The 15230-nt window shown below is 62.9% G+C and carries 13 protein-coding genes and 1 riboswitch; of the genes, 8 read left to right on the forward strand and 5 right to left on the reverse strand.

Translation table 11 applies throughout. From position 1 onward, the window contains the following. Positions 1-35: 35 nt before the first annotated feature. Entirely contained in the window at positions 36-1562 is a 1527-nt protein-coding gene (locus ACTNBK_RS10805) for an N-acetylmuramoyl-L-alanine amidase (protein WP_441145996.1), read from the reverse strand. A 263-nt stretch (positions 1563-1825) separates the two neighbouring features. On the opposite strand from ACTNBK_RS10805, the gene feoB reads away from it, so the two are divergent. Both feoB and ACTNBK_RS10815 read left to right on the forward strand, forming a co-directional pair. Further along, complete coding sequence (feoB, locus tag ACTNBK_RS10810) at positions 1826-4276, forward strand: ferrous iron transport protein B (RefSeq protein ID WP_441145997.1); 2451 nt, start codon at positions 1826-1828, stop codon at positions 4274-4276. A gap of 11 nt (positions 4277-4287) precedes the next feature. After that, a complete protein-coding gene (locus ACTNBK_RS10815) occupies positions 4288-4452 on the forward strand; it encodes a hypothetical protein (RefSeq protein ID WP_441145999.1) in 165 nt (54 codons plus the stop codon). A 47-nt stretch (positions 4453-4499) separates the two neighbouring features. Here the strand turns inward: ACTNBK_RS10815 and ACTNBK_RS10820 are convergent, their stop codons facing one another. Then, complete coding sequence (locus tag ACTNBK_RS10820) at positions 4500-5000, reverse strand: pyridoxamine 5'-phosphate oxidase family protein (protein ID WP_441146001.1); 501 nt, start codon at positions 4998-5000, stop codon at positions 4500-4502. A 157-nt stretch (positions 5001-5157) separates the two neighbouring features. Here ACTNBK_RS10820 and ACTNBK_RS10825 point away from each other — a divergent pair, with 157 nt between their 5' ends. Continuing rightward, complete coding sequence (locus tag ACTNBK_RS10825; protein ID WP_441146003.1) at positions 5158-5778, forward strand: thiamine diphosphokinase; 621 nt, start codon at positions 5158-5160, stop codon at positions 5776-5778. A gap of 54 nt (positions 5779-5832) precedes the next feature. On the opposite strand, the gene ACTNBK_RS10830 is transcribed toward ACTNBK_RS10825, so the two are convergent. The 3 genes from ACTNBK_RS10830 to ACTNBK_RS10840 all read right to left on the reverse strand — a co-directional run bounded on the left by ACTNBK_RS10830 (position 5833) and on the right by ACTNBK_RS10840 (position 8910). Next, a complete protein-coding gene (locus ACTNBK_RS10830) occupies positions 5833-6834 on the reverse strand; it encodes a hypothetical protein (RefSeq protein WP_441146005.1) in 1002 nt (333 codons plus the stop codon). Continuing rightward, a complete protein-coding gene (locus ACTNBK_RS10835; RefSeq protein ID WP_441146007.1) occupies positions 6827-7309 on the reverse strand; it encodes an RNA polymerase sigma factor in 483 nt (160 codons plus the stop codon). The genes ACTNBK_RS10830 and ACTNBK_RS10835 overlap by 8 nt, the downstream gene beginning before the upstream one ends. Before the next feature lie 116 nt (positions 7310-7425). After that, the gene (locus tag ACTNBK_RS10840) at positions 7426-8910 is read right to left on the reverse strand and encodes an aldehyde dehydrogenase family protein (protein ID WP_441146009.1); all 1485 of its coding nucleotides are present in this window, start codon (positions 8908-8910) and stop codon (positions 7426-7428) included. Positions 8911-9273: 363 nt separating this feature from the next. Continuing rightward, a riboswitch (glycine riboswitch) is annotated at positions 9274-9357 on the forward strand. 165 nt (positions 9358-9522) lie between these two features. On the opposite strand from ACTNBK_RS10840, the gene gcvT reads away from it, so the two are divergent. The 5 genes from gcvT to lpdA are packed head-to-tail and all read left to right on the forward strand — an operon-like array spanning position 9523 to position 15204. Further along, positions 9523-10605 (forward strand): glycine cleavage system aminomethyltransferase GcvT, encoded by a 1083-nt coding sequence (gene gcvT, locus ACTNBK_RS10845; protein WP_441146011.1) that lies wholly within the window; start codon positions 9523-9525, stop codon positions 10603-10605. Positions 10606-10648: 43 nt separating this feature from the next. After that, the gene (gcvH, locus tag ACTNBK_RS10850) at positions 10649-11029 is read left to right on the forward strand and encodes a glycine cleavage system protein GcvH (RefSeq protein ID WP_441146013.1); all 381 of its coding nucleotides are present in this window, start codon (positions 10649-10651) and stop codon (positions 11027-11029) included. Between the two features lie 39 nt (positions 11030-11068). Continuing rightward, entirely contained in the window at positions 11069-12382 is a 1314-nt protein-coding gene (gene gcvPA / locus ACTNBK_RS10855; protein ID WP_441146015.1) for an aminomethyl-transferring glycine dehydrogenase subunit GcvPA, read from the forward strand. After that, the gene (gcvPB, locus tag ACTNBK_RS10860) at positions 12383-13825 is read left to right on the forward strand and encodes an aminomethyl-transferring glycine dehydrogenase subunit GcvPB (RefSeq protein WP_441146017.1); all 1443 of its coding nucleotides are present in this window, start codon (positions 12383-12385) and stop codon (positions 13823-13825) included. Further along, on the forward strand, positions 13822-15204 hold the full coding sequence (gene lpdA / locus ACTNBK_RS10865) for a dihydrolipoyl dehydrogenase (RefSeq protein ID WP_441146019.1): 1383 nt from the start codon (positions 13822-13824) through the stop codon (positions 15202-15204). The genes gcvPB and lpdA overlap by 4 nt, the downstream gene beginning before the upstream one ends. Positions 15205-15230 lie beyond the last annotated feature (26 nt).

The raw sequence follows: 15230 nt of genomic DNA on the forward strand, positions 1-15230 counted from the left end.
GAGCGTCCACGCTTGTTTCATTTATCCGGGAAACGTCAGGCGTTCGCCGTCTGGGCCTCCGCGGTCAGATAGTCCACGATGCCTTGGGCGATGCCCTGGGCTAGAAGCTGCTGGTAGCTGTCACTGGTCAGGTTCATGAGCTCCTCATGGTTGGTCATAAAACCCATCTCCACCAGCACTGCGCACATATCGGTCTCCCGCAGCACCACGAAGTCGGCGTCCTTGATGCCCCGGTCGATGCCGCCGGTGATCTGACACAGGGGAGTCTGGATGGCTTGAGCCAGCCGGGCGCCCCGGTTGCTGGAAGGGTGGTAATATGTATAGATGCCCTGGTAGTCAGGGCGGTTCTCCGCAGCGTTGGAGTGAAGGGAGACAAAGACGTCGGCGCCGGCGGCGTTGGCCAGGTCGGCCCGCTCATACAGACCGATCTCCACATCGGTGGAGCGGGTCATGATGACCTGAAAGCCCTGGTTCTGAAGGATGGAGACCAGCTTCAGCGAGACGGCCAGGTCGATGTCCTTCTCCATGATGTCCTCATAACAGGCGCCGGGCCGGTCCCCGCCGTGGCCGGGGTCGATGACAATGGTGTAGTCCCGGGGGACGATGGAGACGGTGGGGGTGACCTGGGGAGCGCCGTGGGTGGTGATGCTGACGCCGGTGAGGGTGGTGGTGATGGTCAGGTTGCCGGTGGCAGTGGTCCCGGAGGTCAGATCCAGAACAAAACGCACGGTGTATTCGCTGCCGGGGTAGAATTCAGCTCCATGCTGGGCATAGCGTACATCGGCAAGATAGGGGTCAACTACCTCACAGTCGGTAAAGTCTTCTGACAGGGTGGTGTCGAGAAAGTCAATGGCCACCCGGCTGCCCAGATCGGTGACCTTGCAGTTGGGTGCCTGGTCGGTGGTGATGGTGAGGGTGCCGGCACTCCAGCTCATACCGGTGATCCGGGCGATGTCCTCACCGGGAATGGGGCCCTCCGGCTCCTGGGGATCCTGGACCGGCGTCTCAGGCTCCTGGGTGGGGGGCTCGGGGGTGGTCTCGGTGAGCTGGGCCGTCAGATGGGCGGTATAGGTGGCCTGGTCCCACTCCACCTGGGCGCCCAGCTCCTCGGAGACAAAGCGCAGAGGAATCATGGTGCGGTCGGCGCCGTCGTAGGTCACCACCTGCGCGGGGACGCCGTCGGGCAGGGGGGTGGACACGCCGTTGACAATGGCGGTGGCGCTGTCCAGGGTGAGGACGATAACATCCTCGCCCTTGGTGAGAATGACCTGTCCCGTCTGCTGGACCCAGAGGACCTGGGCCTGGAGGGCCTCACCCACCAGGCGGATGGGGACTAGGGTCCGGCCGTCCCGGATCATGGCTGGGACGTCGCCGGTCAGGGGGTCGCCGTTGAGGGTGAGCTTCACCACTTCTGCGGAGGCCGGTGTGTAGGTGCGCTGGTTCCAGCTGTAGAGCTGTACGGAGAGGGTCCCGTTGGGACCGGCGGCAAAGGCGGTGAGGGTCAGGGCGTACAGCAGAGCCAGGACCGTCAGCAGTGTGGTGAGCTTTTTTCTCATGCTCATGGCGTCCCTCCTTGGGATAGATTTCTGTTCTATTTTATCCAACCCGCCCCCTTTCGTCAAGAAAGGAGGGCGAGATTAGTTAACATAAATTTTGGTAGAAAGTTGTGCCAAGTGAACAAAACCTACCATTTTAGAGGGCGATATTTAGACTTGCCTTCCCCTGGGGGACGTAGTAGTATTAAAGAACAGAAGAAGTTTGACAAGACTAATCCTTCGCGGACGAAATATTAGCCCCGATGGACAGTGGAGGCAAGGAGTTAGAGATGGCGGCAGAGACGGTGAACAAGAGGGGCACGCTGATGGACCTGGAACCGGGCCACAGCGCAGTCATCCTCAAGGTAGGCAGTGACAAGGGGCCGGTAAAGCGCCGGCTGGTGGACATGGGGCTCACCCCCGGCACCACGGTGACGGTGCGGAAGGTGGCGCCCTTCGGCGACCCCATCGAGGTGAACATCCGGGGCTACGAGCTCTCTCTCCGGAAGGAGGATGCGGCCCAGATCGAGGTGACCACCAGCGAGGAGGAGGCCAACGCCCGGCGGCAGGAGCGCAGCCGGCGGCGGCAGGCAGTGCAGAAGGCGCCGGACGCGGCCACCCAGAAGAAAATGGAGGCCGACCACGCCCACGAGAAGGAGCACCACGGCGGTGTGCCCGACTACGCCAGCCACGACACCCGTGAGATGAAGCTGGCCCTGGTGGGCAACCCCAACTGCGGCAAGACCACCCTCTTCAACGCCCTCACGGGCTCCAACCAGTACGTGGGCAACTGGCCCGGCGTGACGGTGGAGAAGAAGGAGGGTAAGGCTTCGGTGGATGGCAAGTCGGTGACCATCGTGGACCTGCCGGGCATCTACTCCCTCTCCCCCTACTCCATGGAGGAGATCGTGGCCCGGGACTTCATCGTGGGGGAGCACCCCGACGCCATCATCGACATCATCGACGCCACCAACATCGAGCGCAACCTCTATCTCACCGCCCAGCTCCTGGAGCTGGAGCGCCCCATGGTCATTGCCCTCAACTTCATGGACGAGGTGGAGAAGCGCGGAGACCGCATCGACGTCGAGAAGCTCTCCCAGCAGCTGGGGGTGCCGGTGATCCCCATCACCGCCCGGTCGGGGAAGAACGTGGAGGAGATGCTCCGGGTGGCCCACCGGCAGATGCACATCGGCGTGACGGTGGAGCCCGACGACCTCTACGACGACTACACCCACCGCATCCACCACCAGGTGGGTGAGCTCATCCACGACAAGGCCTATGAGGTGGGCATGCCCGCCCACTGGGCCTCCATCAAGCTCATCGAGGGAGATTCCCTGGTGGAGAAGGCCCTGGGCCTGGATGGCAGGACCAAGGAGAAGCTGGAGGCCATCTGCCGGGACTACGAGAGCGCCTATGTCCTGGGCGACCGGGAGACCCTCATCGCCGACAGCCGGTATCAGTTCATCCAGAAGGTGGTGAGCGCGGCGGTGGTGAAGGGCCAGCCCCACGATGCCCTGACCCTCTCCGACAAGATCGACTCCATCGTCACCCACAAGTTCCTGGCCATCCCCGTCTTCCTACTGATGATGCTGGCCATGTTCGCCCTCACCTTCGGACCCGGACAGATCCTGTCCGACGGGGTGGACTTCCTCATCAGCGACTGCTTTGCCCAGTGGGTCCGCGGGGTTCTGGCCGTAGCCGGTACCGCCCCCTGGGTGGAGGCCCTGCTGGTGGACGGCGTCATCGCCGGCGTAGGCGGCGTACTTACCTTCCTGCCCCAGATTGCCATCCTGTTTATCTTTCTGTCCTTCCTGGAGGACTCCGGCTACATGTCCCGGGCGGCCTTCATCATGGACCGGCTGCTCCGCCGGTTCGGCCTCTCGGGCAAGGCCTTCATCCCCATGCTCATGGGCTTCGGCTGCACCGTGCCCGCCGTCATGGGAGCCCGCACCATGGAGAACGAGAAGGACCGCCGCATGACCATCATGCTGGTGCCCTTTATGTCCTGCTCCGCCCGGCTGCCGGTGTATGGCCTGCTCACCGCCGCTTTCTTCCCCAAGTACGGCGGACTGGTGGTGTTTTCCCTCTATTTCCTGGGCCTGATCTTCGCCATCATCTCCGGCATCCTGCTCAAGAAGCTGGTGTTCAAGGGTGAGCCCGCCGCCTTCGTGCTGGAGCTGCCCCCCTACCGGCTGCCCACCCTGAAGAACATCAGCCTCCACGTGTGGGAGAAGGTGAAGGGCTTCCTCATCAAGGCGGGCACACTGATCCTGGCTATGAGCGTATTGCTGTGGTTCCTGCAGACCTTCGGCTTGGAGAACGGCGCCTTCTGCATGGTGTCCGACGCGGAGTACTCCATCCTGGGCCACATCGGCTCCTTCCTGGCGCCCGTCTTCGCCCCCATGGGCTTTGGTACCTGGCAGGCGGCGGTGGCCCTCCTCTCCGGCCTCATCGCCAAGGAGATGGTGGTGTCCTCCATGAGCATGTTCTACGGCTTCTCCATGACCGCCAGCGGCGCCACCATTGCCGCCGCTCTGAGCGGCACTTTCCAGAGCTCCCTGGCCGCCTACTCCTTCCTGGTGTTCGTGCTGCTCTATGTCCCCTGCGTGGCGGCAGTATCCACCATCCGCAAGGAGATGAACTCTGTGAAGTGGACCCTGGCCTCCATCGGCTGGCAGCTGTGCGCCGCCTGGATTGGCTCCTTCCTGGTCTACCAGATCGGCAGCCTCATCGTGGGCTGAAAGGAGAGACTATGAAATACGTCATCTATGCCGCCGTGGCCCTGCTCATCCTGTGGGCGGCGGTCTACCTGGTCCGCCACATCCGGCGACAGCTCCGGGGCGAGTGCGGCTGCTGCGGCGGAGGCTGCGGTGGAGACTGTGCCTCCTGTGGCCAGAGCTGCGGAAAGCGGAAATAACAAAAGGAGGTCCCTGCCCGTTGTGGGCAGGGACCTCCTTTTGTATCTCACTCCAGCGCGTGGCGGCTGCGGACCAGCTCGATGGCCTCCTTGCCGGACAGGTGCTCCACGGTGACCTCCACCATGACCACGGCGGGCAGCTCCTTTTCCAGAATCGCCTCCCGGTGGGCCTCGCTGTCCTCGGGAGCATAGCGGAGGGCCAGCTTCTCCAGGGCGGCACGGATCTCCGTCGGGTCCTCCAGCACCCTGGCCTTCCCGAAGAGAACGACGCTGCGGAAGTAGGTGGTGTACTCCAGAGGGACCACCTGGTCCCGGTCCACCACGCAGAAGGAGACCTTGGGGTCCCGAAGGATGGCGTCCAGCTTGTGGCCCTCTCGGGCACAGTGGAACCAGAGCTTACCGTTCTCGTAGACGTAGCTCAGGGGAACGGCATAGGGATAGCCGTTGTCGCCCTGGACGGCCAACACCCCGGAGGTGCCCCGGTCCAGCACGGCCAGGCACTCCTCATGGGAAAGAACTTGATTTTTTCGCCTCATCTCACGAAACATGTGGAAAAACCACCTTTCCGGTATTCCTTTGTGGACCAGTTATACCACGGAAGATGGAATTTTGCAAGGCGGGAGGCCCGACACTGGACAGGACTGGTCCTGTGGAGTATGATAATGTCTATTGATAGTCAGGCGAGCAGAGAGAGGCGGGAGCGTTATGAATCAGGACGGGACATGTTATATTGTGGGGGCGGGGGCCTTTTACGACCGGGATTTTACGCCGGGAGCGGAGGACTTTGTCATTGCCGCCGACGGCGGCTACGGGACACTCACGTCCCGCGGAACCGACATGGACCTGGTGGTGGGGGACTTCGACTCCATGGGATTCCGGCCCGACCACCCCAAGGTGGTGGATCTGCCGGTGGAGAAGGACGACACCGATACCATGGCCGCCATCCGGCTGGGCTGGGATCGGGGCTACCGTACCTTCCGGCTCTACGGCGGCACCGGAGGACGGGTGGACCACACCCTGGCCAACCTCCAGTCCCTGGTGTGGCTCTCCACACGGGGTGGACGGGGCTTCCTGGTGGGGGAGAACTGGACCGCCGCCGCAGTCACCGACGGCTCCATGGCCTTTTCGGCGGACCACCGGGGGACGATCTCGGTATTCTGCCAGGGGGACCGGGCGGAGGGGGTCACCCTGGAGGGCCTCAAGTATCCCCTGAAGGATGCCGTCCTCACCTGTGATTTTCCACTGGGTGTGAGCAATGAGTTTACCGGCGTGGAGAGCCGGGTGGCCGTCCGGAAAGGGACCTTGCTGGTGATTTGGTACCATTGAGTGAAGGGCCCTGCCCCGGAAAATGTTTTCCGGGGCAGGGCCCTTTTACGGTTGCTATTCCGATATGGGATACTGAACGTCGTCGATGGTCACCGAGACCACCGCCTGGGTATCCACGATGCGGTTGAAGGTATAGATGGAGCTCCCCTGGTCGATGAGAGCATAGGTGCGGTTGGAGACAAAGGCCTCGTCATCCTCCACCGTGTAGTCCGAGCCATCGGCGTAGTGGAGGATCAGCCGATCGATGTCGCTGTCCTGCGGCAGCCCCAGAGCCGTTTCGTCGATGCGGATGCCGATGGGGGAGAGGGTGACGGCGCCCTCCGCCAGCGTCACGTCCGCCAGGCCGCCGCTCTCCGGCAGCGCCACTGTGACTGTGGACATATCCAGACGGTTCTGGCCGTCGCCGATGGATGCCTGGAGGCTGGGATCGTCCGTAATGAAGTAGGTGCACAGCCAGAGTGTGTCATCGGTGGTGAAGGCGGTGTCCAGATAGGTCCTGCTGGCTGCGGTGGTCATGGTGAACACTGGAGCATCCTCCGGCCACCACAGCTCCCCGTCGGGAAATACCTCGTATCCGCTTACCCCGCCGGGATGTTCCACCCGACAGTAGAGCAGGCCCGCCCTCACGACCGGGTCGTACAGCCCGGCCTCCACCGTCAGGGTATAGTCCCCATACACCGCCTGCTCACCGGCGGCGAAGAGATAGGGGGCCACCAGCTCCCGGGCGACGGTCTCATCCAGGGGCAGCCGCTCCCAGGCCGGGATGTTGGTGATCAGCCTGCCGGTTTCGTCGTATTCCACGATGCCCTCGCTGGAATCCACGTTTTCTCCAAAGAAAGCTCGGAGCATGGCGCCGGGATTTTCGAAACGGATGAAACCCGTCGCCGCCATGGTGGCCACGGTGCACAGCGCGGTGATGACGGCGGCCAGGGCGATGGCTCTGGACAGCCGAAAGGGCTTTTTTTTCTGATGTGTCATGGTTTGGACCTCCTGAAGGATCTCCTCGGAGGCGTGGAGGGAGGACACGGCCTCCCGATAGATTTTCTTGTCAAACATGCTCCTTCACCTCCTGAAGATCGATTTTCAGCAGGGCCCGGGCCCGCCGCAGGCGGGTGCGGACCGTTGCGCTGGGGATGTGGAGGAGGGCGGCCACCTCGTCGCAGGAGTAGTCCTCGTAGTAGTGCAGATAGATGGGGACCCGGTACTTGGCGGGTAGAGCCAGGACTGCGTCCATCAGCTCACTGTGTTCCGGGCTGGGGAAGGGGAGAGATGACATATGGTCCCCAATAGGCTCTGTCCGCCGCCAGGGAGACAGGAGCGCCTTTTTGCAGGCGTTGATGGTCACCCGGAGCAGCCAGTGCTTGATGTGAGCCTCACTCTCAAAGGACTTGTCCGTCCGATAGAGCTTGAGGAGCACTTCCTGCGTGATGTCGTCCGCCTCCGTCCGGCTTTTGGTGTAGTGGAACGCCAGCCGGAAAATGGTGTCCATATACCGCTGGGCCAGGAGCGTGAACTGTTGGTCTGTCATCATAGCGCGTCTCCTTGAAATGCATTTCACTCTAAATATCCTATCCCGGTGGAAAATGTTTCACAAGAGGACAAAAAAGTCCGGCGCGGTGTTCCGCGCCGGACTTTTTGCAGTTTTGCTTACTTGTCGGGATAGAAGCCAGAGGGGGCTTCGGAGAGGTTGATCATGATGTTCTTCATCTGGGTGTAGTGCTCCAGGATGACCTTGTGGGTCTCGCGTCCGATGCCGGAGGCCTTGTAACCGCCGAAGGGGGCGCCCTCGGGGATGGCGTTGTAGGTGTTGACCCACATACGGCCGGTCTCGATGCCGCGGGAGACCCGGATGGCCCGGTTGATGTCCCGGGTCCAGACGGCACCGCCCAGGCCGTAGCTGCTGTCATTGGCCATGGCGATGACCTCGTCCTCGTCGTGGAACTTGATGACACAGGCCACCGGCCCAAAGATCTCCTCCTGGGCCACCCGCATCTTGTTGTCCACGTCCACCAGCAGGGTGGGCTTCATGAAGCAGCCCTTGGCCAGATCGCCCTCGGTGGCGCGTTCACCGCCGCAGGCCACCTTGGCGCCCTCCTGCTTGCCGATCTCGATGTAGTTCAGGATCTTCTTGACCTGGTTCTCGTTGATCTGGGCGCCCATCTGGGTGTCCTTTTCCCAGGGCATGCCAACCTTGACCTGGTTGAAGCGGCGGGCGGCCTCCTCCACGAACTTATCATAGATGGTGTCCTGGACAAAGACGCGGGAGCCGGCACAGCAGACCTGGCCCTGGTTGAAGAGGATGCCCAGCTGCACGCCGTCCATGACCATGTCCCACTTGCAGTCGTCGAAGTAGATGTTGGCGCTCTTGCCGCCCAGCTCCAGGGTGGAGGGGATGAGCCGCTCAGCGGCGGCCCGGGCCACGTTGCGACCCACCTCGGTGGAGCCGGTAAAGGCCAGCTTCCGGAAGCCGGGGTGGTCCAGAATGTACTGTCCGGCCTTGGAGCCGGAGCCGGTAATGACGTTGAAAACGCCGGCGGGGATCACGTCCTGGGTCAGACGGGCCAGCTCCAGCACGCTCAGGGGGGTGTCGCTGGAGGGCTTAAAGACGGTGCAGCAGCCGGCAGCCAACACAGGGGCCAGTTTCCAGGCGGCCATCAGGAAGGGGAAGTTCCAGGGCACGATCTGCCCCACCACACCGATGGGCTCTCGGAGGATCAGGGAGAGGGTGCTTCCCTCCAGAATGTTGGCGGAGCCCTCCTCGGCCATGATACAGCCGGCGAAGTAGCGGAAGTGGCGGACAGAATAGGGGATATCGATGGCCATGGTCTCGCGGATGGGCTTGCCGTTATCCAGAGACTCCACCATGGCCAGATGTTCGGCGTTCTGCTCGATGATGTCGGCCACCTTGTTCAGAATGGCGGCCCGCTCATTGGTGGTGATGTTCTTCCAGGTCTTGAAGGCTTCCCAGGCCGCGGTGACAGCGGTATCCACATCCTCTTTGGTGGCTTGGGCGCAGGTAGCCAGATGTTCGCCGTTGGCGGGGCAGCGGGTCTCAAAGGTGGCGCCGTCGCCGGCGGGGACCCACTTGCCGTTGATGTAAAGTCCATAATTCTCCTGGGTGATCCGTTCCATGGTGATGCTCCTTTCTCAGCGGAAATGAACGGGCCAAGGCCCGGTTTACGGATGTTGTTCCCGGTTTGAAGTATATCATTTTACACAAATAAGTCAATAGAAAAATGAGGGAAATAAAAATAAATAATTATTTTATTTTAATATAACTTAATAATTATAAAAAAATAACATGTTTTAGCTATAATTAGTTTGGAATATTTAAAATAGAATATGTTCTGATATGTGGAACAAATATATAGGAAATAAATAAATTGGCCCTGCCAATAAAAGCGCCAAGGTGAAGTTATGGGCAGATCTGATGCAATTCCTCCTTGAAAAGATTGGATGCATCCGGTATACTGAGAATGAACAGAATACGTTCGAATGATGGCATCGGGAGAGACCGCTCAGGCGGCGCCGAAGGGGATTGGCAGAAAAACTCTCAGGCAAAAGTACCGGTGCCGGACGAAACTCCGAAGACCAAAGGGGCGCGTGCCCCGGCGGACCGAAGAAGCAATTTGCTCTGCCGGGGCAAAGAATCTTTCAGGTGAGAAGACGGAGGCGTGCCTTTGCTTGGCGCGCCTCCGCTTTGCATTTTTTGTCCTACCAATTTTGAGAAAGAAGGGATCGCCAATGGAAAAGAAGACGCCGCTTTACGACCGCCATGTGGCGCTGGGCGGGAAAATCGTCCCCTTTGCGGGTTACCTGCTGCCGGTCCAGTACCCCACCGGTGTCATCGCCGAGCACATGGCCGTCCGCACCGCCGCCGGGCTCTTCGACGTCTCCCACATGGGGGAGCTGGTATTCACCGGCCCGGACGCCCTCAAAAACCTCAACCATATGCTCACCAACGACTTCACCAACATGACCGACGGCCAGGTCCGCTACTCCCCCATGTGCAACGACGCCGGTGGCTGCGTGGACGATCTCATCGTCTACAAGGTCCGGGAGGGGGCCTACCTGGTGGTGGTCAACGCCGCCAACAAGGATAAGGATGCCGCCTGGATGGCGGAACACCTCTTTGGGGACTGCAAAATGGAGGACATTTCGGATACTGTGGCCCAAGTGGCCCTCCAGGGGCCCAGGTCCAAGGAAATCCTCCTGAAGCTGGTGGGAGAGGAGGACCTACCCAAGAAGTATTACAGCTTTATCCCCCAGATCACGGTGGGCGGCATCCAGTGCCTCATATCCCGCACCGGCTACACCGGTGAGTTCGGCTACGAGCTCTACTGCGCCGCCGGGGAGGGGCCTGCCCTGTGGGACCTGCTGCTGGAGACGGGGAAGGACCTGGGGCTCGTCCCCTGCGGCCTGGGTGCCCGGGACACCCTGCGGCTGGAGGCCGCCATGCCCCTCTATGGGCATGAGCTCACCGACGACATAGGCCCCCTGGAGGCGGGTCTGGACTTCGCCATCAAGCTGAACAAGGACGATTTCATCGGCAAGGTGGGCCTGGAGGGCCGGCTGCCCCTCACCAGGACCCGGGTGGGCCTGGAGGTCACCGGTCGGGGCATCGTTCGGGAGCACCAGGACGTCTACATCGGCGACCGGCTGGCGGGGCAGACCACCTCCGGCACCCACGCCCCCTTCTTGGGCAAGGCCATCGCCATGGCCTATCTGGCCCCGGCGGACGCCGCCGTGGGCACCCAGGTGGAGGTGGACGTCCGGGGCCGCCGGGTGCCCTGTAAGGTGGTGCCCCTGCCCTTCTATAAGCACTGAACCGAACACATGATAAATAATGTACTATAAGGAGGAATTTACCATGAATACCCCTGATCATCTCCGCTATACCAAGTCCCACGAGTGGATCCTCTTCGCTGACGACGGCACCGCCAAGGTGGGCCTCACCGACCACGCCCAGGACGCTCTGGGAGACCTGGTCTTTGTGAACCTGCCTCAGGTGGGGGACGCCCTGACCTGCGGCGAGGCCCTGGGCGATGTAGAGTCAGTGAAGGCCGTCTCCGACGTATACAGCCCCGTTACCGGCACCGTGAAGGCGGTCAATGAGGACCTGCTGGACACCCCAGAGGCCATCAACTCCGACCCCTACGGCGCCTGGCTGGTGGAGGTGGAGAACATCACCGACCAGGAGGAGCTGCTGGACGCTGCCGCCTATGAGGCCCACTGCGCCCAGGAGGACTGAACCACAGCAGAGAAAACGGAAAGGAGCTGATCCAAGGACATGGGAAGCTATCAGCCATCCACCCAGGCAGAGCGTCAGGCCATGCTGGAGGCCATCGGCTGTCAGAGCGTGGACGACCTCTATGCCCAGGTGCCGCCGGAGATGCGTCTGGACCACCTGGACCTGCCCGACGGCAAGAGCGAGCTGGAGGTCCGGCGCATCCTGGAGAGCATCGCCGGCAAGAACACGGTCTTCCCCTCGGTGCTCCGGGGGGCGGGCGCCTACAAGCACTATATTCCTGCCATCGTCAAGAGCGTCACAAGCAAGGAGACCTTCCTCACCGCCTATACCCCCTATCAGGCTGAGCTCTCCCAGGGAGTGCTCCAGTCCATTTTTGAGTACCAGACCATGATCTGCGCCCTCACCGGCATGGACGCCTCCAATGCCTCCATCTACGACGGCGCTTCTGCCGCCGCCGAGGCGGTGGCCATGTGCCGGGAGTGGAAGCAGAGCACCGTCCTGATCTCCGCCGCCGCCCACCCCATGGTCCGCCGGACGGTGGAGACCTACTGCTTCGGAAACGGCATGGAGGTAAAGACCGTCCCGGTGAAGAACGGCTTTACCGACGCCCAGGCCCTGGCGGATCTGCTGGACGACACCGTGGCCTGCTTCTACCTGCAGCAGCCCAACTACTTTGGCCGCATCGAGTCGGCCAAGGAGCTGGGTGAGACCGTCCACGCCGCCGGTGCCAAATTCATCATGGGGGTCAACCCCATCGCCATGGCGGTGCTGAAAACCCCAGGCGAGTGCGGTGCCGACATCGCCGTGGGGGAAGGACAGCCCCTGGGTATGCCCCTGAGCTTCGGTGGCCCCTATCTGGGCTTTATGGCGGCCACCTCCGCCCTCACCCGGAAACTGCCCGGCCGCATTGTGGGCGAGACCACCGATCACGACGGCCGCCGGGCCTACGTCCTCACCCTCCAGGCCCGGGAGCAGCACATCCGCCGGGAGAAGGCCTCCTCCAACGTGTGCTCCAACCAGGCCCTGTGCGCCATGACCGCCGCCGTCTACCTGGCCGCCATGGGCCCCAACGGTCTGCGGCAGGTGGCCGAGAGCTGCATGGCCCATGCCCGGTACGCCGCCCAGAAGGTGTGCGACGTGCCCGGCTTCGACATGGTCTACCCCGGCCCCTACTTCCATGAGTTTGTCACCACCTGCCCCTGCAGGCCGGAAAAGCTGCTCAGCGGCCTGGCCAAACGGGGCATCCTGGGCCCCCTCCCCCTGGAGGACGGCAACCTGCTGTGGTGCGCCACAGAGATGAATACCAGGGACGAGATCGACGGCCTGGACCAGGCCATTCGGGAGGTGGTATGAGTGGAACTGCTGTTTGAAAAGAGCCGGAAGGGCCGCCGCTGCGACCTGCTGCCCCCTCTGGATGTGCCCCCCGCCCACCTGATGGCGGGCATGGAGCGGGAGACACCTCTGGACCTGCCGGAGCTCTCCGAGGTGGATCTGACCCGGCACTACTCCGCTCTGGAGCGGCGGGCCCACGGGGTGAACAACGGCTTCTACCCCCTGGGCTCCTGCACCATGAAGTACAATCCCCGCATCAATGAAGAGCTCTCCGCCCTGCCCGGCTTTACCGGGGTCCACCCCACCCAGAGCGCCGACACCGCCCAGGGCTGCCTGGAGGTCTTCTATCTGGCCGAGGAGCTCTTATGCGAGATCACCGGCATGGACGCCATGACCTTCCAGCCCGCCGCCGGCGCCCACGGGGAATTTACCGCATTGCTGATGGTGAAGAAATACCACCTGGACCGGGGGGATACCGCCCGGACCAAGATCCTGGTCCCCGACTCCGCCCACGGCACCAACCCGGCCTCTGCCGCCATGTGTGGCTTTACCGTGGTCAACGTGCCCTCCAACCCGGAAGGCGGTGTGGATCTGGAGGCCCTGAAGGCCGCCGCCGGCCCCGATACTGCCGCCTTCATGCTTACAAACCCCAACACCCTGGGCCTCTTCGACCCCAACATCCTGGAGATCACCCAGATCGTCCACGACGCCGGCGGCCTGTGCTACTACGACGGCGCCAACCTCAACGCCGTCATGGGCGTGGTCCGCCCTGGCGACATGGGCTTCGACCTGGTCCACCTGAATCTCCACAAGACCTTCTCCACCCCCCACGGTGGCGGCGGTCCCGGCTCCGGCCCCGTGGGCTGCAAGAAATTCCTTCAGGACTTCCTGCCAGTGTTCCACGTGGAGGAGGGGGCCGACGGCCTGGAGTTCAAGGACCCGGCCAAGAGCATCGGCAGCGTCAAAGGCTTTTACGGCAACTTCACCGTGGTGGTGAAGGCCCTGGCCTATATCCTCACCCTGGGTGCCCAGGGCATCCCCGAGGCCGCCAAGGGAGCTGTGCTCAACGCCAACTATCTGCGGGAGCAGCTGCGGGGAACCTACGACATCGCCTACGGCGACGGTCCCTGCATGCACGAGTTCGTGCTCACCCTCCACGATCTGAAGAAACAGACCGGTGTTTCCGCCATGGATGTGGCCAAGGCCCTTATCGACCACGGCATCCACCCGCCCACCATGTATTTCCCCCTCATTGTGGAGGAAGCCCTTATGTTTGAGCCAACCGAGACCGAGTCCCGGGAGACTCTGGATGAAGCGGCAGCGGTGCTCAGGGATATCCAGGCCGACGCCGACCCGGAGGCCCTCCACACCGCCCCCCACACCACCCCCATCGGACGGCCCGACGAGGTCAAGGCTGCTCGCCACCCGGTGCTGCGGTATGCGCCGCCGGAGGGCGAGGCATGAGCTGGGACCTCATTGTCATCGGGGGTGGCCCCGGCGGCTACACTGCCGCCATCCGGGCTGCCCAGCTGGGGCTACGCACTGTCCTGGTGGAGCGGGATGCCGTGGGCGGCACCTGCCTCAACCGGGGGTGCATCCCGACGAAAGCCCTCATCCACGCCGCCGAGCGGTATGAGGAGATGAAGGCGTGCGAGACCTTCGGCCTGCGGGCGGAGGGTGTCTCCTTCGACTACCCCGCCATGTGCAAGCGCCGGGATCAGGTGGTGGGCCAGCTCCGGGACGGCGTGGAGCGGCTGCTGAAGGGCAACAAGGTGGACCGCATCACCGGCACCGCCTGCATCCTGGGACCCGGCCGGGTCCGGGTGGGGGAGGAGGTGCTGGAGGGGACCAACATCCTCATCGCCACCGGTTCCCGGCCCGCCCTGCCGCCGGTGCCCGGGCTAGACCTGCCCGGGGTCCTCACTAGCGACGATCTCCTCACCGGCGATACCTTCTACCGGCGCCTGGCCATCATCGGCGGAGGTGTCATCGGCATGGAGTTCGCCGGGCTGTACCAAGCATTGGGAGCGGAGGTCACCGTGCTGGAGGCCATGGACCGCATCCTGCCCACCCTGGACCGGGAGCTCTCCCAGAGCCTGAGCATGCTCATGAAAAAGAAGGGCGTGAAGCTGTGCGCCGGGGCCCGGGTGGAGCAGGTGGAGCAAGGCCCGGACGGCCTCATCTGCACCTACACCGTGAAGGACAAAACGGAGACCGTCACCGCCGACGCCGTGCTGGTGGCCACCGGCCGCCGGGCAAACACCGACGGGCTGTGTATCCCGGAGGTGGACCTGGGCCTGGACCGGGGGGCCATCCCCGTGGACGACCGCTTCCAGACCTGTGTTCCCGGCATCTACGCCATCGGCGACGCGGTGAAGGGGAGCATCCAGCTGGCCCACGCCGCCGCCGCCCAGAGCATCAACGCCGTGAGCATGCTGGCGGGGCGGGAGCCGCCCATGGACCTCTCCGTGGTGCCCTCCTGCGTCTACGTCCGGCCGGAGATGGCCTCCGTGGGCCGCACCGAGGCCCAGTGCAAGGAGGCGGGTATCCCCGTCAAAACGGCCAAATATCTTACCGGCAGCAACAGCCGCAGCGTCATCACCGATGCCGGCCGGGGCTTTATCAAGGTGGTTTATGACGGGGAAACCGGCGTGATCCTGGGGGCCCAGCTCCTGTGTGAGCGGGCCACCGACCTTGTGGGGGAGTTCACCTCCGCCATCTCCAGAGGGGAGACCCTGGAGGACATGGCCCGGGTGATCCATGCCCACCCCACCTTTGCCGAGGCTGTGGGCGAGGCGGCGGAGGCCGGACTGGGCCTGAGCATCCACCAGCTCAACCGGTAAGAAGAACCATAAAAAGGACCATTCGG

The sequence above is a fragment of the Intestinimonas sp. HCP28S3_D6 genome, from assembly GCF_052065695.1.
Taxonomy (GTDB): domain Bacteria; phylum Bacillota; class Clostridia; order Oscillospirales; family Oscillospiraceae; genus Intestinimonas.

Coding starts and splice junctions, on each gene's coding strand:
- ACTNBK_RS10805 (WP_441145996.1), bottom strand. CDS start 1,562: ATGAGCATGAGAAAAAAGCTCACCACACTGCTGACGGTCCTGGCTCTG.
- feoB (WP_441145997.1), top strand. CDS start 1,826: ATGGCGGCAGAGACGGTGAACAAGAGGGGCACGCTGATGGACCTGGAA.
- ACTNBK_RS10815 (WP_441145999.1), top strand. CDS start 4,288: ATGAAATACGTCATCTATGCCGCCGTGGCCCTGCTCATCCTGTGGGCG.
- ACTNBK_RS10820 (WP_441146001.1), bottom strand. CDS start 5,000: ATGTTTCGTGAGATGAGGCGAAAAAATCAAGTTCTTTCCCATGAGGAG.
- ACTNBK_RS10825 (WP_441146003.1), top strand. CDS start 5,158: ATGAATCAGGACGGGACATGTTATATTGTGGGGGCGGGGGCCTTTTAC.
- ACTNBK_RS10830 (WP_441146005.1), bottom strand. CDS start 6,834: ATGTTTGACAAGAAAATCTATCGGGAGGCCGTGTCCTCCCTCCACGCC.
- ACTNBK_RS10835 (WP_441146007.1), bottom strand. CDS start 7,309: ATGATGACAGACCAACAGTTCACGCTCCTGGCCCAGCGGTATATGGAC.
- ACTNBK_RS10840 (WP_441146009.1), bottom strand. CDS start 8,910: ATGGAACGGATCACCCAGGAGAATTATGGACTTTACATCAACGGCAAG.
- gcvT (WP_441146011.1), top strand. CDS start 9,523: ATGGAAAAGAAGACGCCGCTTTACGACCGCCATGTGGCGCTGGGCGGG.
- gcvH (WP_441146013.1), top strand. CDS start 10,649: ATGAATACCCCTGATCATCTCCGCTATACCAAGTCCCACGAGTGGATC.
- gcvPA (WP_441146015.1), top strand. CDS start 11,069: ATGGGAAGCTATCAGCCATCCACCCAGGCAGAGCGTCAGGCCATGCTG.
- lpdA (WP_441146019.1), top strand. CDS start 13,822: ATGAGCTGGGACCTCATTGTCATCGGGGGTGGCCCCGGCGGCTACACT.